This is a genomic window from Thermobifida fusca YX (genome assembly GCF_000012405.1).
Taxonomy (GTDB): domain Bacteria; phylum Actinomycetota; class Actinomycetes; order Streptosporangiales; family Streptosporangiaceae; genus Thermobifida; species Thermobifida fusca.
Genome location: NC_007333.1, coordinates 1,009,487 through 1,030,442, shown reverse-complemented (window position 1 = coordinate 1,030,442; position 20,956 = coordinate 1,009,487). Strand labels below are relative to the sequence as shown.

Sequence of the window (20,956 nt, the reverse complement as noted above, 5' to 3'; positions counted from 1 at the left end):
CTTGAACGCCTGGGTCTCCGGCGGTCAGGCCTTCCCCGGGGCGGGGGCCTGGTGTCCCGGCGAGGACAGCACCGCGGCGCCCTGCGGTGCGGCCTCCGCGGACCGCAGTGAGGAGGGGATCACCCCGGCGTGGTGGAGCATGGTCAGGGCGGCTTGGATCGCTTCGGGGGTGGTCTCGAAGACGCAGCCTGCCTCCCGCAGCCGGGGGAGGGTGCCCAGGGACTCCAGCGGACGCAACTGTCCCGGGCGCAGACCGGACATCATGACGGTGATGCCGCGGGCTTGGAGCCGGTCCACGGCATCCCCGAGAACCTGGGCCCCGGTGGCGTCGATCGTGCTGACCCGGGCCATGCGGAGGATGACGACCCGCACGTCGGCCACCTCGCTAAGTTCCAGCAGGAACCGGTGGGCGGCGGCGAAGAACAGCGGACCGTCGATCCGGTAGGCGACGATGTGCTTGGCCAGGAGGGCCCGCTCCTCTTCCGTGTGGTCGCCCGGGGGCAGGTGCCGGGCCAGCTCCTCCTGGTCGAGGCTGGCGTTGCGGGCCAGCGACGCCAGGGCGAGCGCACCGGCGACGAGCATGCCGACCAGCACCGCGACCACGAGGTCGACGGTGAGGGTGACGACCGCGGTGAGCACCAGCACGACCCCGTCGGAGCGGGTGGCGCGGACCATGGCGCGCACCGAGCCCACTTCGACCATGCGCACCGCTGTGGCCAGCAGCACTCCAGCCAGGGCCGCCAGCGGGATCCGCTCCACGAGGGGCGCGGCCAGGTAGACGATTCCGGCGAGGACGAGGGCGTGGGTGATCGCTGCCAGCCGCGAGCTCGCCCCGGAGCGCACGTTCACTGCGGTGCGGGCGATTGCCGCGGTGGCGGGGACCCCGCCGAAGAGGGGGGCGGCGATGTTCGCCACGCCCTGGCCGAACAGTTCCCGGTCGGGGTCGTGGCGCTGGTTGACGCTCATCCCGTCGGCGACGGTGGCCGACAGCAGCGACTCCAACGCGGCCAGGGCCGCCACCGCCGCGGCCGGGGCCACGAGTGTGCCCACCTGGGAGAGGTCGAGAAAACCAAGGGAGGGGGCGGGCAGGCCCGCGGGCAGGTCCCCGATCCGTTCCGCGTGCAGCGGGGTGACTTCCACGAGGACCGTGGCGAGCACGACAGCCATCAGGGAGAACGGCACTGTGGGCCGCCAGCGGGCACCGACGAGCATCACCACGACCACGCCGAGGGCGATCGCGACCGCGGTCCACTCCGGGTGGGCCGCGAAGTCGAGGACCGCCTGCCACGCCACGACGAGCACCCTGTCGCCTTCCGGAACGGGCACGCCCAGGGCAGCGGGCACCTGCTGCAGGGCGATCACCGCGGCGATGCCGATGGTGAAGCCTTCCACCACGGAGGCGGGAATGTAGCGGACGTAGCGGCCGGCGCGGAGCAGGGCCAGCAGGACAAGCATGAGGCCCGCCATCAGCCCGACGGTGAGGACTCCGGAGGGTCCGTGCTGGGCGACGATGGGCACCAGCACCACCGTCATCGCCCCGGTGGGGCCGGAGACTTGCAGGTTGGAGCCGCCGAAGAACGCGGCGAGGGCACCCGCGACGATCGCGGTGACCAGCCCGGCCTGAGCTCCGAGCCCGGAGGAGATCCCGAAGCCCAGGGCGAGCGGCAGGGCAACCACGGCGACGGTCACCCCGGCCAGCAGGTTGCGTCCCGGTGCGTGCCGCATCCGGGCGAGGTCGGCGCGGGCCGGAATCATCACGCGGAAACGGTCGAGGACAGGGCGCAGGGCGCTGTCCCGGGAGAGGACGGGAAGGTTCACCGCTGCCCCTCCCGTTCTGCTTCGCGGAGCTCGGCCAGCAGTTCCCCCTGGTCGACCAGCATGCTGGTGAGGATGGTGCGCGCGGCGCGCAGCAGGTCGCCGACCTGTGGGGCGCTCAGCTCGTAGCGCACGACGTTGCCTTCGCGGTGGGAGACCACCAGACCGGTGCGGCGCAGCACCGCCAACTGCTGGGAAAGGTTGGACGCTTCAACACCGATGTCGGCAAGGAGTTCGTGGACCGGGCGGGGCCCCTCCTGCAGCAGCTCCAGCACCCGGATCCGAACCGGATGGCCAAGCGTGCGGAAGAACTCCGCCTTGGCCTGGTAGAGCGGTACCGGCACGTTTGATTCTCTTTTCACTTTTGAGGGGATGTGGGGAGGTATGTCGGGATCAAGAATGTATGAACATGAAAAATTCTTCAAATCAAGAAGAACGAAAGTGACTCCTGCCACTTGCGTTGAGGGGATCGCCCGTGGTAGCAGAAGCCGCTCGCAGCAGGGACACGGCAGCGCACTCCGTCGGTCCCTGTCCCACCGGTTCTGCAGCGAGAAAAGGCCAGCGGTCGTGCACCAGTGCCGCGCCGCCTCCTGCCCCGCGCTGGCCCCACCCGGAGACACAAGCCCCGGGCTCGACTCGCGGAGTCCCGCGGGCCTCTCGGACTCGGCACGCCGCCCTTCCCCGGGAAAGCGCCGGCTCCGGACCTGGGAACAGGCCGCAGAAGAAAGCGCTCGACTCCCCGAGAGAATGCGAAAGACAGAGCGGTCACCCAGCTACAGCGCTCCCCGGTGCCTGGGCTGCGTCCTCAAGGCCACGGGCCCCTGCCACCGGGAATCACTGCTGGAGACCCACTGCCGGAGATAAAGCGGCAACCGATGCCCGGATTCCCGCGGCGGCACGCCAGTGTGCCCGCCCACGCGAAGGCCGAATCGGGAACCAGCAGTCACGATAAAGGCTCTCGCCTCAGGGCAAGAGCCTCGACGTGCGGAACTTGCAGGAGATGACGCTATCCACCGCTGACGCGGGACCGCGTCCTCACTGTCGTTGCTCCCGCGATTGGACTCGAACCAATAACCTGCCGGTTAACAGCCGGCTGCTCTGCCAATTGAGCTACGCGGGATTGCGTTGCTGTGGGGTTCGTGTTCCCCGCAGTGACACCACTAGCGTAGCGCACTCTGGAGAGTGCTCGTGACAGATTTTCCTCCCCCGCAGTTCCCCCGCCCCGAATGTCGCCTCCTGTCCTGCGGCAACCACTGCGGGTAGCGTGGATCACGGCACGAATTCATCGTCTCGGGAGGACCGCATGCGCTATCGGATCGTCTTTATCGCCGGGTTCGCTATCGGCTACATCCTCGGCGCCAAAGCCGGACGGGAACGGTACGAGCAGATCGCCCGCGCGGCCCGCAGCCTCGTCGAGAACCCCACGGTGCGAGAGACAGCCGACCGGGTGCGGTCCCAGGTGACCGACGCCAGCAAGACCGTCTACGACAAACTCTCCGAGAAACTCCCGGTCACCTCCGTGCGCGACTTCCTGGCCAGCCCTACCCCGGAAGAGGAGGCCGAGCTCGACCGGATCGAAGCCGCCTCCGGCACCGCGGCACGCGACTAGGCGCCTCCGTGTGCTGACCGTCGGGCACGGACTACGGTAGGACCATGCTGCGCTGGCTCCGCCGACACGCTCTGCCCTCCGAGATCCGTGCCCGACTCGACCTCGCTCCCGGGGAGCGGATCATCGCCCACGCGTGGACCGAGAACGGGACAGCGGTCGTCGCCACCACGGCCGCCCTGCACCTGCCGGAGGGGCGGCGCATCCCGTGGGAGCGCATCGACCAGGCCCGCTGGGACGACACCGGCCTGGTGCTCACCACCGAAGACGAACCCGAAGAGGTCATCCCCCTGCCCCGGCCGGGCCGCCTCGCCCAAGCCGTCTACGAACGAGTCACCGCCACCATCGTGGTCTCCCGCCACGTGCCGTTGCTGTCTGACGTCGAAGGCGCTCCCGGGGTCCGGTTCATTGCGCGACGCGCCCCCGGGAGCACCGACATCACCTGGCAGCTCCGCTACGACGAGGGCGTGGACCCGGAATCCCCCGAGATCCGCCAGCGCACCCAGCGCGCCCTGGCCCGGCTCCGCGAGCAGACCGGCGTGTAACCCCGCTCCCGAAGGGAGATCCATGGCCACTTGGGAATCCTTCGCCGCAGAAGCCCCGCGCCTCGCCGCCGCGGTGCGCGCCCGCTTCACCGCCCACCGGCACCACGTCCTCGCCACCCTCCGCAAAGACGGGTCTCCCCGGGTGAGCGGTACCGAAGTGGTGTTCCACGGCCCCGACCTCATGCTGGGCTCCATGCCCGGCGCGGTCAAAGCCCGCGACCTGCAACGGGACGGCCGGTTCGCCCTGCACGCCAACCCCGGCGACGGCTCCATGGCCGCGGGCGACGCCAAACTGTCCGGGCGCGCCATCGAGGTGACCGACCCGGAAGAGATCGCCGCGTTCCGCCAGCACGGGGTACCGCCCGGGCCGTTCCACCTGTTCCGGCTGGACCTCCACGACGCCGTGCTGACCTCGGTGGACGGCGACGAACTCGTCATCGAACTGTGGCGGGCCGGATCGGGGGTGCAGCGGTTCGTGCGCCGCTAGCTCCAAGCGGGTTCAGCGCAGCGACTCCGCCATCGCGGCGACCAGCTCCCCTTCCGGATCCATGTCCAGGTTCCACAGCACCAGGCCGCGCAGGCCGTGGCGGACGGCGTAGGCGCCTTTGCGGCGCACCACTTCCGGGGTGTCGTAGGACCACCACTCGTCGCCGTCGTAGATCCACGCGGCCCCGGTCTCGCGGTCGAAGAAACGCTCCCCGGGATGCTGCTCCAGTGTTTCGTAGGCGTGTGTCGCCTCCCCGTAGCCGCCTTCCGCCGGCTGTTCCGCTTCGACCAGCCACCCGTCGCCGTTGGGCCCCGGCGGCACCCCGCGCCAGCCGCGACCGTAGCCGGGGATGCCGAGCACGAGCTTCTCGGCGGGCAGCCCGTAGTCGAGGTACTGGCGGACTGCCCGGTCGACGCTGGGCTGGTCGGGATCCTGGTCAGGCGCGTACAACTGCGCGTGGTGGCCGGTGATGTCCCGCCACGACCCGGTGAAGTCGTAGCCCTGGACGGTAGCGAAGTCCAGGTAGTCGAAGACCTCAGGCTCGTAGCTGTCCCGCATGATCTTCGGGTCGTGGCTCAGGGACGCCGACAGGGTGTACTCCCGCCCGGTCTCGCGTTCCAAGGCGTCCAACTGGGCGCGGAACTCCTGCACGACGAGGGTGAAATTCCGCTTGTCGTCGGGGTGCTCGACGTTGTCGGGATGGCCGTTGCCGCCCGGCCACTCCCAGTCGAGGTCGATACCGTCGAAAATCCCTGCGGCGACCCCTTCGCCTCCCTGCGGCTCCCCCTCGAGGCGGGGCAGGTTGCCGCGCAGCCACAGGTCGATGCAGGAGGCGACGAAACGCTCCCGGGACTCCTGAGTCCGCACCGCCTCGGAAAAGTACGTGGACCAGTTCCATCCCCCCAGCGAGATGCTGGCGCGCAAGTCCGGGTACTTCTGCTGGAGTTTGCGCAACTGGTTGAGGCTCCCGGCGAGCGGCTGCTCGTAGGTGTCGGCTTGGCCGTCCACGCTTTCCGCGGCCTCGTAGCGGCGCTGGAAGATCTGCCACGGCTGGTCCGCCTCAGCGGGGATGTGGCACAGCCCGTCTTCGCTCACATCCCCGAACGCCCAGATCAGCCGGTCCAGGAGTGCGGCAGCCCCGCTCTCGTCCACGTCTTTGATCGTGTAGCCGCGGTTGGCGGTATTCCAGTCAGCGAAGTAGGCGATCCGCTCCGCCGTGGGCCTGGTCCACCAGTTCCCCAGGCGCGGGCCGAGGAGCACGACGACCCCGCCGCACAGGGCCACCACGCCGGCCGCGACCAGCAGCACGACCCAGGTGGGTGCAAAGGTACGGCGCCGTGCTGGAAGAATCCGGTGTCGACCCGCCATGGTTTCAACGTATCCCGCCCCGTGACGGAATGTCCGCGACATACCACTATTAGTCGCGGCGCATTACCTGTTTCTTCCCACCGCTTATCCCAGGTAGTCGCGGAGGATGCGCGCTCGGGAGGGCTGCCGGAGTTTCGCGAGCGTCTTGGACTCGATCTGCCGGATGCGTTCCCGGGTCACGCCGAACTTCCGTCCCACCTCTTCAAGAGTGTGCGGTTTTCCGTCCTCCAACCCGAAACGGAGCGTGATCACCCGCTGCTCCCGTTCTGAAAGCCCGCCCAGGACCTGAGCCAACTGGTCCTGGAGCATGACGAACGCCGCGGCCTCCACCGGCGGGACTGCGTCCGTGTCCTCGATGAAGTCGCCGAACGCGGAGTCTTCCTCGCCGATCGGCGTGTGCAGGGAAATGGGCTCCTGGGAGACGCGGTGGATTTCCACGACCCGGTCGTGGTCGACGTTGAGTTCGCGGGAGAGCTCGTGCAAGGTCGGTTCTCGGCCGAGCTCCTGGTGCAGGCGGCGGCGGGTGCGGGCCAGCCGGTTGATGCTCTCCACCATGTGCACGGGGACCCGGATGGTGCGGGCCTGGTCCGCGATGGCGCGGGTGATCGCCTGCCGGATCCACCAGGTGGCGTAGGTGGAGAACTTGTATCCGCGGGTGTAGTCGAACTTCTCCACCGCGCGGATGAGCCCCAGGTTGCCCTCCTGGATCAGGTCGAGCAGGGCCAGACCGCGGCCCAGGTAGCGCTTGGCGACCGACACCACCAGGCGCAGGTTAGATTCAATCAGGCGGCGTTTGGCGAGTTTTCCTTCGCGGACGAGCTCGTTGAGGTCCTCAAACCATTCAGGGGAGTACTGTGCGGGGACCGGACCGGTGCGTGCGGCGCGCAGTTTCTGCTCGGCGTAGAGGCCGATTTCGATGGCTTTGGCGAGTTCGACTTCTTCTTCAGCCGTGAGCAGGGGGACTCGGCCGATTTCTCGCAGATAGGCGTGGACGATGTCGCCCGAGGAGGTGCGGGTTTCGGGGTGCTCCGCGAAATCGTCGCGGTCCACGTACTCCGGTTCTCCCCCGACCGCCTCGACAGGAGGACCGCCACTGCGTTCCACCGCGGCCGCGGGGCCAGCGGGCGTTCTCCTTTCCACGATCTCAGCCGCCGTATCTCGCATCGACGACGCCCTCTTAGGTGACACCGGAAAAACCACTCTTATAGTGTGCCTGCGTTTTCCCGGAGTAGAGGGATTGAATTTTGTCACCTTTATGTCACATAGCTCCCCCAAAACGCTCTCGCATCATACGTTTCTGCTGTTCAGCGGTCATGAGTTCGGTGAAAATCCGCTGGTATTCCTCGGCGTCCGCGACCGGGTCGAGCCGGGACAGGCGAGATTTGAGGTTTGTGATCTGTCGGTTGATGGAATGAATTCTGATTGTGCTGATGATCTCTTGGGCGCGGTACTCGTCGAGTTCCCCGTAAATCTCGATCGGCTCCACCGCCAATTGGGTGAGGAAAGTCCGCTGCGCTTCGTTACGGGCCGTCTCCCGCAACTGTCCGGCCCAGAGCGCCGGGTCCTGGACGGACTGGGTGCCGCCCGCTTTCTGGATGAGGTGAAACACGTCGCGGTGCTGCTCCACGGTGAACATGTCAGCGTCCAGGTGGTCGAAACCGGAGCAGAGCAGGGGGTGTTGCACCGCGAGTTTGAGGGCGAGACGCTCCCGCTGCACCACGGGGTCGCGCAGGTCGTAGCGGGGCGCGGGTGCGGCAGTGGCCGGTTTGGGCGGGACCCGGCGGCCGCGGGCCCGGCGCATGTGCTCCTGGATCCGCCGGTGGACGAATTCTTCGTCCATGATGCCCAGCCAGCGGTCCAGGCTGACCCCGTAGAGGCGGCGCACCCCGGCGTTGCGGATGCTCGCCACGATCGGCGCGGCCGCGTCCAAGGCAGCCAGCCGCCCCTCCGGGGTGTCCAGGTTGTAGCCCTCGAACTTGCTGCGGATCATGAACTCGTACAAGGGCTGCTTCGCGGCGATCAGGTCGCGGACCGCCGCATCGCCCCGTTGGACCCGCAGGTCGCAGGGGTCGAGCCCGTCGGGTTGCACGGCGACGAACGTCTCTGAGGCGAATCCGTGCTCTTCAGCGAAGGCGCGCAGGGCCGCGTTGCGCCCTGCCTGGTCGCCGTCGAAGGTGAAGATGACTTCGCCGCCGAACTCGAAGCGGCCCAGCAGGAGGCGCCGCAGGATCTTGAGGTGCTCTTCTCCGAACGAGGTGCCGCAGGTGGCGACCGCCGTGGTGACGCCAGCCAGGTGGCAGGCCATCACGTCGGTGTAGCCTTCCACGATCACGGCCTGGCGCTGGCGCGCGATCTCTTTCTTGGCCAAGTCCAGCCCGTAGAGGAGGCTGGACTTCTTAAACAGCGGGGTTTCCGGGGTGTTGAGGTATTTGGGCCCGGTGTCCTCGGGGTCGAGTTTGCGCGCCCCGAAGCCGACGACGTCCCCGCTGAGGTCCCGCACCGGCCAGACGAGGCGGCCGCGGAACCGGTCGTAGGGGCCGCGCCGCCCCTGGCTGGCCAGTCCGGCGAGCACGATCTCCTGGTCGGTGAAACCTTTGGCACGCAGATGGGACAGGAGCGCATTCCAGGAGGCGGGAGCGTATCCCACGCCGAAGTGCTCCGCATCGGCCCGGGTGAAGCCGCGTTCGACGAGGAAGCGGCGGCCCGCCTGCGCTTCCGGGCTCAGCAGCTGCTCGGCGTAGAACTCGGCGGCGACCCGGTGGGCGTCGACCAGCCGCTGGCGCTGCCCCTGCTCGTTGCGGGGGACGTAGCCGCCCTGCTCGTAGCGGAGCTGGATGCCCGCTGCCCGCGCCAGGTGCTCGACGGCTTCGACGAAGCTCAGGTGTTCGATCTTCTGGATGAAGGAGATGACGTCGCCGCCTTCCCCGCAGCCGAAGCAGTACCAGAGGTTGCGTGCGGGGGTGACGTTGAACGAGGGGGTCTTCTCGTCGTGGAAAGGGCACAGGCCTTTGAGGGAGCCGCCGCCGGCGTTGCGCAGCTGGAGGTATTCGCCGACCACGTCGGCGATAGGGGAACGCTCCCGTACCAATGCGACGTCTTCATCTTTGATTCGACCGGACACGGAAGCCAGGGTATTCGTTGCGGCCGGGCTCGGGTGGGATGGGGGTGGAAGCCCTGCTGTGGGCGCGGGCCATGCAGGGCTCCCGCCCACAGTCGCTGCTTCGGGCAAGGTTGCAATGACAGATTTCTGGGGCGGGGCTTAGCGGCCGCAGCGCAGCCCCGGTCAGCAGAGGCGAGCGTGCCAGGAGAGGGCAGAAAGGTCGGTGAGCGACGCCACCTGGTCGATCACCACGCGCAGCGCGGCGGCATCGTCCTGGGCTGCCGCGTAGTCTGCCTGAAATTGCGGCTCCAACGTGGCGGGCGCGCCCGCGGCAACCGCCTCGACGAGCTCCGTGACCACCTGCCGCTCCCGCGCATAGCGGTCCTCTTCGTCTACCAGGAACACGTAGTGCGCGGTCACTGCTTTGAGCAGGGCGCACTCCATGCGCTGCTCACGGGGCACCACCAGTTCCGCGGCGTAGCGGGTCAGCGGTGCCGAACCGTACTTCTCCAGCGTGGCCCGCTCCGCGGCCCGGCAGAACCGTCCGATCAGCTCGCTGGTGAGGTTCTTCAACGCCGCCAGCGACGGCAGGTCGCCGCTGAGCGACCGCGGCCAGCACTCCTGCGCCATCAGGCGGGCGAACACCTCCTCCAGTTCCGCTGGCTCAGCGTCGGAGTAGTGCGCGGCTGCGGTCCGGCACACCTCGCTCCGCTCGGCGGGGCTGTGGAGCGCGGCCAAGGAGAGCTGCCCCGTGTACAGTCCGTCCTCCAAGTCGTGGACCGAGTAGGCCACGTCGTCAGCCCAGTCCATGACCTGCGCTTCGAGACAGGTGCGCCGCCCCACCGCCCCCTGGCGGATCCACGCGAACACGTCGCTGTCCTCGGCATAGACGTTGAACTTGGCGGTCTCGCCGGCTTCCCCGCGCCGCCAGGGGTATTTGAGGGTGGCGTCCAGCGTCGCCCGGGTCAGGTTGAGTCCGGCACTCCGCCCCTCGGGGGTGAAGACCTTCCCTTCCAGGCGGGTGAGCAGCCGCAGGCTCTGCGCGTTGCTCTCAAATCCGCCGCACGGGCGCGCGGCCCGGTCCAGCGCGGCTTCCCCGTTGTGCCCGAACGGCGGATGCCCCAGGTCGTGGGCGAGGCAGGCGGCTTCCACCAGGTCCGGGTCGCAGCCGAGCGTGCCGCTGAGCTCCCGCCCGATCTGGGCGCACTCCAGCGAATGGGTGAGCCGGGTCCGGGGGAAGTCGCTGACCCCTGGCTGGGCCACCTGGGTTTTCGCGGCGAGTCGGCGCAGCGCGAAACTGTGCAGCACGCGGGCCCGGTCGCGGGCGAAGTCGCTGCGGGACCGGCGTTTCGGCGGCTCCGCAGCCCACCGCTGCCGGTCGTGGTCGCGGTAGCCGTCCCCCGGGTTACCAGCCATGGGCACCCCACAACACTGCGCTGGTGTTCTCCGCCCTACTTTAGGAGCGTTAGCGCAGGAAGTCCGGGATTCCCGCGGTATGCCGGGGTGTCGGGGTCACAGGGCGTCGACGCGGACCGCGGCGCTCTCCCCGAAAATCCAGTAGTGCCACAGCGACGCGGTCTCGCGGGTGATGTACCACAGTTGGGTTTCCCGTTCGAGGACAGCCGGTCCGGAGCGGGCCGGGGACGTGGCGGCTTCGATCCCGAAATCTTCGGCGATCTCCCGGGAGCGCAGGGAATGCCACGGGTCGCTGACGATGACCGCGGTGCGCCAGCCTCGCTCTTCGAAGACCTGGGCCACGAGCTCCAGGCTCTCCAACGTGTCGCTGCCCTTGCCGATCGGGATGACGCTGTCTGCAGGCACGCCCTGTTCGACCAGCCAGCGGGCACCGCTGCCGCCCTCGGTGAAGTTGTCGCCCGGCTGGTTGCCGCCCACGGTGACCACGGTGGGCGCCACCCCTTCCTCGTACAGGTGGGCGGCGTGGCGGAGGCGGGCCTCGAAGACCGGAGAAGGGCGGCCATTGTACTGGCTGGCGCCCAGCACGACGATCGCATCGGAGGGCGGGCGTTCGTCCTGCCGCGCGGTGTACCACACCCAAGCCCAGGTCGCGCACGGCAGCAGGATCACGGTGAGCACCAGCAGCGCCACAGTGCGCCGCACTATCCGCCCGATGCTGCGCGGGCGGCGGGTGCGGGCGGGGCGCCGCAGGGTCCGGGGGTCCTCGAGGCGGTCAGGCTCGTCAGGGGGCCCGTCGCGGCCTGGTAAGGAAAGGGTGTCCCGCGTAAACGTGCGCGTAGGCGCGGGCTCGGGCGGCGCGGCCGCTTCGGCTCCCCCACTGATCCGGCGGAACGTCCGCGCGTGGTCGTCGCCGGGGTGGTCCGCGTCGTCCCGGAGGTCGCGGGCGTCCGGCTCGAAGGTGGAGAGCCGTGTGAAGACCCGGGTGGCCTCCTCGTCGGCCCCGTGGTGGCCCGCCTTCTCAGGCCCGTCACCGGTCGTGCGCACCTTCACACCCCCTAGCCGATCGAGCACGGTTGTGCGGTACCGCACCCCGGGCCGTGCCAACGGTGCTGTGCAGGCCTGCGGACGGTGGGCCGGAGTACCCCTGGCGCGTCCGCGTGTGCGGTCTGACGGCACCCTGGTCGGGAGAGCGCGGCACCGGATTCCTGTCCGGTACGGCCGCTTCCCGGGGACAATGCTACGAGAAGGTCACAGCCGAAACACCCAAATGTCTTGTATTCGTCATATATGAAGTCCCCGCCTCGGAGCAGGGTCGCAAGGCGGGGACCACCGTGCTTATCGGCGTTGGCGCAGGTTAGCGGAGCGCGGCCCGTCCCGCTTCGAGGCGGGCGACGGGGACGCGGAACGGCGAGCAGGAGACGTAGTCCAGGCCCACCTCGTGGAAGAAGTGCACCGAGGCTGGGTCGCCGCCGTGCTCACCGCAGACCCCGAGCTTGAGGCCGGGGCGAGTGGCGCGGCCTTCCTCCGCGGCGATGCGGACCAGCCGTCCCACCCCGTCGACGTCCAGCGACTCGAACGGGGAGACGCCGAACACTCCCTTCTCCAGGTAGGTGGAGAAGAAGGAGGCTTCCACGTCGTCGCGGGAGAAGCCCCAGGTGGTCTGGGTGAGGTCGTTGGTGCCGAAGGAGAAGAACTCGGCGCTCTCCGCGATCTGCCCGGCAGTGAGCGCGGCGCGGGGCAGCTCGATCATGGTGCCGATCGGGATGTCGAGCTCCACCCCGTGCTCGGCGGCGACCTCGCGGATGACCTGCACCGACTCCTCGCGGATGATCTCCAGCTCCTGGACGGTGCCGACCAGCGGGATCATGATCTCGGGGCGCGGACGGCCGCCCTGCTTGATCCGTGCGGCCGCAGCCTCGGCGATCGCCCGTACCTGCATGGTGAACAGTCCCGGTACGACGAGGCCGAGGCGGACCCCGCGCAGGCCCAGCATCGGGTTCTGCTCGTGCAGCCGGTGGACGGCCTGGAGCAGCCGCAGGTCCCCTTCGTTCTTCTCACCGCGCGCCTCCGCTACGGCCACACGCACCGACAGTTCAGTGATGTCGGGCAGGAACTCGTGCAGCGGCGGGTCGAGCAGCCGCACGGTGACGGGCAGGTCGTCCATCGCCTCGAAGATGCCGGTGAAGTCCTCGCGCTGCAGCGGCAGGAGGGCGGCGAGAGCCTCGTCCCGCTCCTGGTCGGTGTCGGCGAGGATCAGCCGTTCCACCAGGGCGCGGCGGTCACCGAGGAACATGTGCTCGGTGCGGCACAGGCCGATCCCCTGGGCGCCCATGCGCCGGGCGCGGGCCGCGTCCTCGGGGGTGTCGGCGTTGGCACGCACAGCCATGCGGCGCTTGGCGTCGGCGTACCGCATGATCCGGTCGACGGCGCGGACCAGGTCGTCGGCTTCCGCCGAGGAGGGGTCGAGCTCGCCTTCGAAGTAGCGCACGATCGGGGAGGCCACGACGGGGACTTCGCCGAGGAACACTTCACCGGTGGTGCCGTCGATGGAGATGACGTCGCCTTCCTTGATGACCCGGCCGTCCGGCGCGGTCAACTGGCGGTTCTTGGTGTCGATGTCGAGCTCTTCGGCACCGCAGACGCAGGTCTTGCCCATGCCGCGGGCCACGACGGCGGCGTGCGAGGTCTTGCCGCCGCGGCTGGTGAGGATGCCCTGGGCAGCGAGCATGCCTTCCAGGTCGTCGGGGTTGGTCTCCCGGCGGCACAGGATGACCTTCTCCCCGTTGCGCGACCACGCGACGGCGGTGGCGGAGTCGAAGACCGCGCGCCCCACGGCCGCGCCCGGGGAGGCGTTCATGCCCCGGCCCAGCAGGTCGCGTTCGGCCTTCTCGTCGAAGCGGGGGAACATGAGCTGGGCGAGCTGCTCGCCGCTGACCCGGTTCACCGCTTCTTCCAGGGTGATGAGCCCCTGGTCGACGAGCTGGTTGGCGATACGGAAGGCTGCGGCAGCGGTGCGCTTGCCCACGCGGGTCTGCAGCATCCACAGTTTGCCGCGCTCGATGGTGAACTCGATGTCGCACAGGTCGCGGTAGTGCCGCTCGAGTTTCTCCATGATCTCGAGCAGTTCGGCGTAGCTCTTGGGGTCGATCCGCTCCAGTTCGGTGAGGGGGATGGTGTTGCGGATCCCCGCGACGACGTCCTCACCTTGCGCGTTCTGCAGGTAGTCGCCGTAGACGCCCTGCTGGCCGGTGGCGGGGTCGCGGGTGAAGGCCACTCCGGTGCCGGAGTCCATGCCGAGGTTGCCGAAGACCATGGAGCAGATGTTGACCGCGGTGCCCAGGTCGCTGGGGATGCGCTCCTGGCGCCGGTAGAGGACGGCGCGGGGGGCGTTCCAGGACTTGAAGACGGCTTCGATGGCCAGGCGCATCTGTTCGCGCGGGTCGGTGGGGAACTCCGCGTCGGTGGCTTCCCGGACGATGGTCTTGAACGTGTCGACGAGCCCGGCGAGGTCGGCGGCGTCTAGGTCGAGGTCGCTGGTGACGCCTTTGCGGGCCTTGAGGTCGTCGATGGCGTCCTCGAACAGGTCGCCATCGATGCCCAGTACGGTCTTGCCGAACATCTGGATGAGGCGGCGGTAGGAGTCCCAGGCGAACCGCTCGTTGCCGGACTGGGCGGCAAGTCCTTTGACCGACTCGTCGTTGAGACCGATGTTGAGGACGGTCTCCATCATGCCGGGCATGGAGAACTTGGCGCCCGAGCGTACGCTCACCAGCAGCGGGTTGTCGGGCTGGCCGAGGCGCTTGCCCATGGTCGCTTCAAGGGCGGCCAGCTTCTCTTCGATCTGGGCGTCTAACCCCGGGGGCATGGTCCCGTGCTCGAGGTAGTGCCGGCACGCCTCAGTGGTGATGGTGAACCCGGGCGGCACGGGAAGGCCAAGGTTGGTCATCTCCGCGAGGTTGGCACCCTTGCCTCCGAGGAGATCCTTGAGGTCCTTGTTCCCCTCGGTGAAGTCGTACACGTACTTGGGCACGGGAACTCCTTGCTACGGTCGGGCGGCCTAAAAGATGGCGCGACTCTACCCGACCCTGTCGAGCAACTTTGTTCAGCACACCCCTTATTTGAGTGTTTTCGCAGGTCATAGGCATTCGAATGGTATAAACCAATGGTCCATCCGTTTTGTCCCAGTTCAGGGCACTATTTCCGCGAGGAGCACCAGGGAACGACCTGCAAAACACGAGATCAAAAGAGATTTAGACCACTCACCCGACCGAGGGGGAGAAAATTGGTCCACTCCGCCCGACATCAGCCCGGAAATGTGCCCAGCGCCACATCGCTACCGCCAAGTAACCTACGAATGCGTAAGTTACGCTCCAGAAGCAATGCCGCTCGGCGCCCACGAAGGAGAGGTGGCACAGAAGAACGTGGCTGCACAGCCGGAAAACCGCCCCCCAGCAGAACGCCCGCACCCCTCCCCGACCCCGCTCACCCGGGTCGAGGCGGCCGCCGCCCACCTCCTGCACTCGGCCAAGCCTCGCCTACGCGGCTGGCTGCATTTAGGCACCGCCCCCCTGGCCCTCATCGCAGGCATCATCCTCATCGGGTTTGCGCCCACCACTGCGGCCCGGCTCGCCAGCGCAATCTACGGCCTCAGCGCGGTCTTGCTGTTCAGCACCTCAGCGGCCTACCACATCGGCCGCTGGTCCCCCCGGACCGCGGCTGCACTCCGCCGCCTCGACCACGCCAACATCTACCTGATCATCGCCGGCACCTACACGCCGTTCGTCCTGCTCGTCCTCGACGGGACCCAGCGCACCGCGATGCTAGCCCTGATCTGGGGATGCGCCGCGGCCGGAGTCCTGTTCACCCTGGTGTGGCTCCACGCCCCGCGCTGGCTGTCCACCACGCTGTACGTGGCCCTGGGGTGGATCGCCGTCCTGTTCCTGCCCGACCTGATCCGCGGCGTGGCAGCCGTCCCCCTGCTGCTCGTCCTCACCGGAGGAATCCTTTACAGCCTCGGCGCTCTGGTGTACGCGCTGAAACGCCCCGACCCGTTCCCGCGCTGGTTCGGCTTCCACGAAATCTTCCACGTGCTGACCATTGCGGCCTTCGCCTGCCAGTACATCGCGGTGTTCGCCGTCGTCACCGCCGCCGCACCGGCGCAGTAACCACTGCGGCCCCGGACCAAAACGGTCCAGGGCCGCAACGTCAACGGACCGCCGTACGGGTCAGCACCCGGCGAGCCGCTCCGCGAGGTACTGCTCGACCTGGTCGATCGAGATGCGTTCCTGAGCCATCGAGTCGCGCTCGCGGACCGTCACCGCGTTGTCTTCCAGCGTGTCGAAGTCGATCGTCACGCAGAACGGGGTGCCGATCTCGTCCTGGCGGCGGTAGCGGCGGCCGATCGCCCCGGCGTCGTCGAACTCCACGTTCCACCGCTTGCGCAGCTTCGCGGCCAAGTCCCGGGCCTTCGGCGACAGGTCCGCGTTGCGCGACAGCGGCAGCACCGCCGCCTTGACCGGGGCCAGCCGCGGGTCCAGCCGCATGACGACGCGCTTCTCCATCTTGCCCTTGGCGTTCGGCGCCTCGTCCTCGGTGTAGGCGTCGAGCAGGAAGGTGAGCATCGTCCGGTCGACACCCGCCGACGGCTCGATCACGTAAGGGATGAACCGTGTGTTGGTCTCCTGGTCGAAGTAGGACAAGTCCGTGCCCGACCTCTTGGAGTGCGTGGACAGGTCGTAGTCAGTGCGGTTGGCGATGCCCTCCAGCTCGCCCCACTCGCTCCCGGCGAAGTTGAACCGGTACTCGATATCCACGGTCCGCTTGGAGTAGTGGGACAGCTTCTCCTTCGGGTGCTCGTACAGCCGCAGGTTGTCCTTGTTGATCCCCAGGTCGATGTACCACTGCAGCCGCGTGTCGATCCAGTACTGGTGCCATTCCTCGTCCGTTCCCGGCCGGACGAAGAACTCCACCTCCATCTGCTCGAACTCGCGGGTGCGGAAGATGAAGTTGCCCGGGGTGATCTCGTTACGGAACGACTTGCCGATCTGGGCGATTCCGAACGGGATCTTCCGGCGCGACGACTGCTCGACGTTCTTGTAGTTGATGAAAATGCCCTGCGCGGTCTCCGGGCGCAAGAACGCCAGGCCGCTCTCGTCCTGCACCGGTCCCACGTAGGTGCGCAGCAGACCGCTGAACATCCGCGGCTCGGTGAACGCACCCTTAGCGCCGCAGTGAGGGCAGTTGAGGTCCGCCAGTCCGTTCGCCGGAGGCTTGCCGTGCTTGGCCTCGTAGGCCTCGGTGAGGTGGTCGGCACGGAAGCGCTTGTGGCAGGACTGGCACTCGGTGAGCGGGTCGACGAAGGCGTCGACGTGGCCGGACGCCTCCCAGACCTCACGGGCCAGGATGACGCAGGAGTCGAGGCCGACGATGTCCTCACGCTCCTGGACCATGGCGCGCCACCACTGGCGCTTGACGTTGTTCTTCAGCTCCACGCCCAGAGGGCCGTAGTCCCACGAGGCGCGCAGACCCCCGTAGATCTCGCTCGAGGGGTAGACCAATCCCCGGCGCTTGGCAAGACTGACCAGGGTGTCCATTGCCTCTGACTTAGCGGCCATAGTGATTGACTCCATCCATCCGGCTGGCGGTCGGCGGATCGCGGAAAGGCGCGACGCTCGAAATAGGTACGGTCCTCAAGCCTATTGGACTCACCACCGACTTTATGCCGCTCAGCGACTTGTCTGTTTTGCCGAGTGTCTGCGGTCCCGCAGTGCCGTGCGTCAGTCCTCCGCCGCGGGCGCCTGGCGGGCCAGGGTCTCGAACGCACTGGGCTCGTCGTGGGCGGTGGACAGCAGCGGTACCGCGGTGACCTTGACGTCGTAGTGGGAGAGCGCCCGGCGGTAGTAGCCCGGCCCGTCCCATTCGGTGACCACCGTCCACAGCGTGGGGTCGTCGACCGCGCGTGCCAGGGACCCCCGGCGGTAGCCGGGCCTCTGCGACAGCACGTCCAGCGCCGCTTTGGCGTGGGCGACGAACTCCTCAGAGTCTTCGGTGGCGACGGTGTGTCTGGTGATGACGATCACCACGCCATGGTGCCATAGCGGGTGATGCGGCGCAGATCCAGCCGCAGCGGACGTCGCCCGGCCCACAGCGGGCAGAGGGTGCGGTGCCGTGCGGGCGCTCCTCGACTAGAAGCGCCGCACGGTCCTCGCGGTACTCCGGGCACCGCCCGTCCCGCTGCTGCAACCCCTCGGCGGTGAGGCCGTCACTCAGTACGCTTAGACCGTCGCCCCAATGCTGTGGAGGAAAGCCGGGTGTCCCCCAAAGAGCACCACACTGAGCCCGCTGGTCGCCGTCTCCCGGACGAGGAGCCCTCTGCCGCTGCTGAAGTGTCCCGACTACGCCGCGCCGTGGAGGAGCGGAGCGCGCTCCCCCTGCTCGTCCTGCACCACGCCCCCGGGTGGGTCCTGCCTGTCGCCGTGGTCGGGGTGTTCTTCTCCGGCCTGCTGCTGACCGGGATCGTGGGCGCGCTGCTCCTCGTCCTGCTGGCCCTGTTCTTCGCCTGGCTGGGCTACCTGGCCTGGCCGCGGCTGTCGTCGGCTGAGCGAGCGATGCGGTGCGTCGTGGTGGCGGTGCTCCTCGGGCTCGGAGTACTCCAATCCGGGATATTTTGACAATCATTTTCGTTTTCGCGACACTGAAAAAGTGTCGTCATCGAGCCTGCCCACCGCGCCTGCCTTCACCGCACGCGACGTCGCCGTAGCGTACGACGGCAAGCCCGTGCTGCGCGACGTCTCCTTCGAGATCGCCCGAGGAGAGACCGTCGCCGTCATGGGACCGAACGGGTCAGGCAAGTCCACCCTGGTCCGCGCCCTGCTCGGCGTGGTGCCGCTCTCCGGTGGACAGGTGTGGATCGGCGGGACCCCGCTCCGCCGCTTCCGTGACTGGGCGCAGATCGGCTACGTGCCGCAACGCCTCTCCGTCGGCGGCGGTGTCCCGGCGACCGTGCGCGAAATCGTCGCTTCCGGGCGGATCAACCGGCGCCGCCGATTCCGCCCCCTCACCGCGCACGACCGGGACGCGGTCACCGAGGCGCTGACCGCGGTAGGACTGCTCGACCGCGCCGACGACTCCGTCTACCACCTGTCCGGAGGCCAGCAGCAGCGCGTCCTCATCGCCCGTGCCCTTGCCGGGGAGCCCGACATCTTCGTCATGGACGAGCCCATGGCCGGGGTGGACGCGGCCAACCAGCAGGCCCTGGCCCGCACGATCGAAAGCCTCGCCGCGCGGGGCGCCACCATCCTGCTGGTCCTCCACGAACTCGGACCGCTCGAACCTTTGATCGGCCGGGCCCTCACCCTGGAGAACGGCACACTGGTCAGTGACGGTGCGCCGCAGCACTCGGACCACGGCTGCTGCTCGGGCCGCGACCACTCCCGCACCGACACCGGACGTCCTCCGCCCACCCTTTCGTACATTGAGGTCTCACGCCGTGCCTGAGATACTCCAGCTCGACTTCATGGTCCGCGCCTTCATCACATCCGCCCTGGTCGGCATGACCGCCCCCGTCATCGGGGTGTTCCTCGTCCAGCGCCGGCTCGCCCTGCTCGGCGACGGGATCGGACACGTGGCGCTGACCGGGGTAGGGCTGGGGTTCCTCACCCACACCTCCCCCGTGCTGACCGCGCTCGTCGTCTCCGCGGTCGGCGCAGTGCTCATCGAACTCGTCCGCACCCACACCCGGACCAGCGGGGACCTCGCCCTGGCGCTGCTGTTCTACGGCGGGATCGCCGGGGGCGTCTTCCTCACCGGGCTGGCCCCCGGAGCGACCAGCGCCGACCTTACGTCCTTCCTGTTCGGCTCGGTCAGCACGGTGAGCCCGCAGGACGTGGTCCTGGTCGCCCTGCTCGCCGTCGCCGTCCTCGCGGTCCTGGGCTACTTCGGACGGGAGCTCTTCGTCCTCTGCCAAGACGAGGAGCTGGCCCGGGTGCACGGCATCCCGGTCCGCTTCCTCAGCACAGTGCTCGCGGTCGTCGCCGCGGTCACCGTGGTCTTGGCGATGCGGGTCGTGGGGGTGCTGCTCGTCAGCGCGCTGATGGTTGTTCCGGTGGCTGCGGCCCAGCAGCTCACCCGTAGTTTTCGGGCCACGGTACGACTGGCGGTGCTCCTCGGCGTGCTCGCTGCACTCACCGGTCTCTCCACCGCGTACTACACCGACACCGCGCCGGGCGCCGCCATCGTGCTGGTCGCGATCGCACTGTTCGTTACCGCCGCAGGAGGCGGAATCCTGCTGCGCCGCAGGCGATTCCGAACCGTCCCTGAGGCGGAGTCTCCTCCGGCGGTGGGTACGATTTCCGGGACTGATCCGGGGAGTGTTTCGCCATGAGCTCACGTCGTGAGGCTGTCCGCCAGGCCCTGCACAAGAGCAACGGCTTTCGCAGCGCTCAAGACCTCTACGCGTCTTTGCGGGCTGACGGCGCCAAGATCGGCCTGACCACTGTCTACCGCGCCCTGCAGGCACTCACCGATGCGGGTGAAGTGGATGTCCTGATGACGGACGAAGGTGAAGCCGTCTACCGGGCCTGCAGTACCCCCACGCACCACCACCACTTGGTCTGCCGGGACTGCGGCAAAGCCGTGGAGATTGAAGGCCCGGCAGTGGAAAGCTGGGCGGACGAACTCGCCGCCCAGCACGGCTTCGTCGACCTCACCCACACATTGGAACTCTTCGGTACCTGCTCCGACTGTGCCGCGGCCAAGCCCCGCACCTGATTCCGCGGGACGTCACCGCCGGACCAGCGGTTCCAGGTTCGGGCGTTTGGGCCGCACTCCGTCGCCGGAGGAGCGGCCCGTCAACCGCCGGTGGATCCACGGCACCAGGTGCTGGCGGGCCCAGCGCAGGTCCTCCTGCCGGGCCTGGTGCCAGGGCGCCGGCGGTTCTTGCGGCCACGGGGCGTTCCAGTCCTCGTCGACCGGCACCCCCATCACTTCGCACACCCGCAGCGCCAAGCGGCGGTGCCCCTCCGCCGACAGGTGCAGCCGGTCGTCGCTCCAGGCGCGGCGGTCCTGGAAGATCTTCATGCTCCACAGGTCCACGACACGGCAGTGGTAGCGGTCGGCGATGCCGCGCAGGTGCATGTTGTAGGTGGCGATCTTGCCCCGCAGGTGCCGCATGACCGGTTGGAACCCGGTGTCGAACCCCGTGAAGATCACGACGTCCGCTCCGGTGTCGCGCAGTTGGCGCACCGCGCCCTCGAACGCGTCGGCCAGCGTGTCCGGGTCGGAGCCGGGGCGGAGGATGTCGTTGCCGCCCGCGCAGAGCGTGACGAGGTCGGGGCGGAGTTCCACGGCTCGGGGGAGCTGTTCGGTAAGGATCTGGCGCAGGAGTTTGCCACGCACCGCGAGGTTGGCGTAGCGCACCTCGCGCACGTGCCGGGCCAGGTGTTCGGCGAAGCGGTCCGCCCACCCGCGGTACCGGCCCTGGGGGAAGCGCGCGCTGTCCGGGTAGGGGTCGTCGAGTCCTTCAGTGAAGCTGTCACCGACAGCCACGTAGGAGAGGATGTCCTTCCCGAGAGTAAAGCCGCTCATATTAGAGGATCATGCACGGTAAATCCACGGTTACG

At 68.4% G+C, this 20,956-nt stretch carries 19 protein-coding genes and 1 tRNA gene; 8 read left to right on the top strand and 12 right to left on the bottom strand.

Features of this window, described 5'->3' with window-relative positions:
- Positions 1–24 precede the first annotated feature (24 nt).
- The 3 genes from TFU_RS04350 to TFU_RS04340 all read right to left on the bottom strand — a co-directional run bounded on the left by TFU_RS04350 (position 25) and on the right by TFU_RS04340 (position 2,935).
- Complete coding sequence (locus TFU_RS04350; RefSeq protein ID WP_011291320.1) at positions 25–1,818, bottom strand: SulP family inorganic anion transporter; 1,794 nt, start codon at positions 1,816–1,818, stop codon at positions 25–27.
- Positions 1,815–2,159: an ArsR/SmtB family transcription factor gene (locus tag TFU_RS04345; RefSeq protein ID WP_011291319.1), complete on the bottom strand. Its 345-nt coding sequence runs from the start codon at positions 2,157–2,159 to the stop codon at positions 1,815–1,817. Before TFU_RS04345 ends, TFU_RS04350 begins: the two co-directional genes overlap by 4 nt.
- Before the next feature lie 703 nt (positions 2,160–2,862).
- A tRNA-Asn gene (locus tag TFU_RS04340) sits at positions 2,863–2,935 on the bottom strand.
- Between the two features lie 183 nt (positions 2,936–3,118).
- On the opposite strand from TFU_RS04340, the gene TFU_RS04335 reads away from it, so the two are divergent.
- Genes TFU_RS04335 through TFU_RS04325 form a run of 3 tightly spaced genes read left to right on the top strand, consistent with a single transcriptional unit; the run spans position 3,119 to position 4,453 of the window.
- Positions 3,119–3,424 carry a hypothetical protein gene (locus TFU_RS04335; RefSeq protein ID WP_011291318.1) on the top strand — a complete coding sequence of 102 codons (306 nt, stop codon included), beginning with the start codon at positions 3,119–3,121 and terminating at the stop codon, positions 3,422–3,424.
- Between the two features lie 44 nt (positions 3,425–3,468).
- The gene (locus tag TFU_RS04330; protein WP_011291317.1) at positions 3,469–3,966 is read left to right on the top strand and encodes a hypothetical protein; all 498 of its coding nucleotides are present in this window, start codon (positions 3,469–3,471) and stop codon (positions 3,964–3,966) included.
- A 22-nt stretch (positions 3,967–3,988) separates the two neighbouring features.
- On the top strand, positions 3,989–4,453 hold the full coding sequence (locus TFU_RS04325; protein WP_011291316.1) for a pyridoxamine 5'-phosphate oxidase family protein: 465 nt from the start codon (positions 3,989–3,991) through the stop codon (positions 4,451–4,453).
- A 12-nt stretch (positions 4,454–4,465) separates the two neighbouring features.
- Here TFU_RS04325 and TFU_RS04320 read toward each other — a convergent pair whose 3' ends face one another.
- From TFU_RS04320 to ppdK, 6 genes are all read right to left on the bottom strand, one after another.
- Entirely contained in the window at positions 4,466–5,821 is a 1,356-nt protein-coding gene (locus TFU_RS04320) for a glycoside hydrolase family 18 protein (RefSeq protein ID WP_011291315.1), read from the bottom strand.
- Positions 5,822–5,905: 84 nt separating this feature from the next.
- Positions 5,906–6,985: an RNA polymerase sigma factor RpoD gene (gene rpoD, locus TFU_RS04315; protein WP_081430395.1), complete on the bottom strand. Its 1,080-nt coding sequence runs from the start codon at positions 6,983–6,985 to the stop codon at positions 5,906–5,908.
- Between the two features lie 94 nt (positions 6,986–7,079).
- On the bottom strand, positions 7,080–8,942 hold the full coding sequence (dnaG, locus tag TFU_RS04310; protein WP_041427761.1) for a DNA primase: 1,863 nt from the start codon (positions 8,940–8,942) through the stop codon (positions 7,080–7,082).
- Between the two features lie 162 nt (positions 8,943–9,104).
- Complete coding sequence (locus TFU_RS04305; RefSeq protein WP_011291312.1) at positions 9,105–10,337, bottom strand: deoxyguanosinetriphosphate triphosphohydrolase; 1,233 nt, start codon at positions 10,335–10,337, stop codon at positions 9,105–9,107.
- Between the two features lie 96 nt (positions 10,338–10,433).
- A complete protein-coding gene (locus TFU_RS04300) occupies positions 10,434–11,387 on the bottom strand; it encodes a YdcF family protein (protein WP_016188382.1) in 954 nt (317 codons plus the stop codon).
- Positions 11,388–11,691: 304 nt separating this feature from the next.
- The gene (gene ppdK / locus TFU_RS04295; protein ID WP_011291310.1) at positions 11,692–14,367 is read right to left on the bottom strand and encodes a pyruvate, phosphate dikinase; all 2,676 of its coding nucleotides are present in this window, start codon (positions 14,365–14,367) and stop codon (positions 11,692–11,694) included.
- 349 nt (positions 14,368–14,716) lie between these two features.
- On the opposite strand from ppdK, the gene TFU_RS04290 reads away from it, so the two are divergent.
- Positions 14,717–15,502 (top strand): PAQR family membrane homeostasis protein TrhA, encoded by a 786-nt coding sequence (locus TFU_RS04290; RefSeq protein WP_016188381.1) that lies wholly within the window; start codon positions 14,717–14,719, stop codon positions 15,500–15,502.
- A 60-nt stretch (positions 15,503–15,562) separates the two neighbouring features.
- Here TFU_RS04290 and TFU_RS04285 read toward each other — a convergent pair whose 3' ends face one another.
- Positions 15,563–16,951 carry a glycine--tRNA ligase gene (locus TFU_RS04285; protein WP_011291308.1) on the bottom strand — a complete coding sequence of 463 codons (1,389 nt, stop codon included), beginning with the start codon at positions 16,949–16,951 and terminating at the stop codon, positions 15,563–15,565.
- A 162-nt stretch (positions 16,952–17,113) separates the two neighbouring features.
- On the bottom strand, positions 17,114–17,416 hold the full coding sequence (locus tag TFU_RS04280; protein WP_038043423.1) for an antibiotic biosynthesis monooxygenase family protein: 303 nt from the start codon (positions 17,414–17,416) through the stop codon (positions 17,114–17,116).
- 231 nt (positions 17,417–17,647) lie between these two features.
- On the opposite strand from TFU_RS04280, the gene TFU_RS04275 reads away from it, so the two are divergent.
- The 4 genes from TFU_RS04275 to TFU_RS04260 are packed head-to-tail and all read left to right on the top strand — an operon-like array spanning position 17,648 to position 20,105.
- The gene (locus TFU_RS04275; protein ID WP_011291306.1) at positions 17,648–18,007 is read left to right on the top strand and encodes a DUF6703 family protein; all 360 of its coding nucleotides are present in this window, start codon (positions 17,648–17,650) and stop codon (positions 18,005–18,007) included.
- 31 nt (positions 18,008–18,038) lie between these two features.
- Positions 18,039–18,833 carry a metal ABC transporter ATP-binding protein gene (locus TFU_RS04270; RefSeq protein WP_011291305.1) on the top strand — a complete coding sequence of 265 codons (795 nt, stop codon included), beginning with the start codon at positions 18,039–18,041 and terminating at the stop codon, positions 18,831–18,833.
- Positions 18,826–19,719, top strand: coding sequence for a metal ABC transporter permease (locus TFU_RS04265; RefSeq protein ID WP_011291304.1), 894 nt, complete (start codon positions 18,826–18,828; stop codon positions 19,717–19,719). The genes TFU_RS04270 and TFU_RS04265 overlap by 8 nt, the downstream gene beginning before the upstream one ends.
- The gene (locus tag TFU_RS04260; protein WP_011291303.1) at positions 19,716–20,105 is read left to right on the top strand and encodes a Fur family transcriptional regulator; all 390 of its coding nucleotides are present in this window, start codon (positions 19,716–19,718) and stop codon (positions 20,103–20,105) included. Before TFU_RS04265 ends, TFU_RS04260 begins: the two co-directional genes overlap by 4 nt.
- 12 nt (positions 20,106–20,117) lie before the next feature.
- Here the strand turns inward: TFU_RS04260 and TFU_RS04255 are convergent, their stop codons facing one another.
- A complete protein-coding gene (locus TFU_RS04255; protein ID WP_011291302.1) occupies positions 20,118–20,921 on the bottom strand; it encodes an SGNH/GDSL hydrolase family protein in 804 nt (267 codons plus the stop codon).
- Positions 20,922–20,956: the final 35 nt, after the last annotated feature.

What these genes read in the sequence shown, in the direction of transcription:
- TFU_RS04255 (WP_011291302.1), bottom strand. Translation starts at nt 20,921, where the DNA reads ATGAGCGGCTTTACTCTCGGGAAGGACATCCTCTCCTACGTGGCTGTC.
- TFU_RS04290 (WP_016188381.1), top strand. Translation starts at nt 14,717, where the DNA reads ATGCCGCTCGGCGCCCACGAAGGAGAGGTGGCACAGAAGAACGTGGCT.
- TFU_RS04325 (WP_011291316.1), top strand. Translation starts at nt 3,989, where the DNA reads ATGGCCACTTGGGAATCCTTCGCCGCAGAAGCCCCGCGCCTCGCCGCC.
- TFU_RS04285 (WP_011291308.1), bottom strand. Translation starts at nt 16,951, where the DNA reads ATGGCCGCTAAGTCAGAGGCAATGGACACCCTGGTCAGTCTTGCCAAG.
- TFU_RS04320 (WP_011291315.1), bottom strand. Translation starts at nt 5,821, where the DNA reads ATGGCGGGTCGACACCGGATTCTTCCAGCACGGCGCCGTACCTTTGCA.
- TFU_RS04330 (WP_011291317.1), top strand. Translation starts at nt 3,469, where the DNA reads ATGCTGCGCTGGCTCCGCCGACACGCTCTGCCCTCCGAGATCCGTGCC.
- TFU_RS04335 (WP_011291318.1), top strand. Translation starts at nt 3,119, where the DNA reads ATGCGCTATCGGATCGTCTTTATCGCCGGGTTCGCTATCGGCTACATC.
- TFU_RS04305 (WP_011291312.1), bottom strand. Translation starts at nt 10,337, where the DNA reads ATGGCTGGTAACCCGGGGGACGGCTACCGCGACCACGACCGGCAGCGG.
- TFU_RS04260 (WP_011291303.1), top strand. Translation starts at nt 19,716, where the DNA reads ATGAGCTCACGTCGTGAGGCTGTCCGCCAGGCCCTGCACAAGAGCAAC.
- rpoD (WP_081430395.1), bottom strand. Translation starts at nt 6,985, where the DNA reads ATGCGAGATACGGCGGCTGAGATCGTGGAAAGGAGAACGCCCGCTGGC.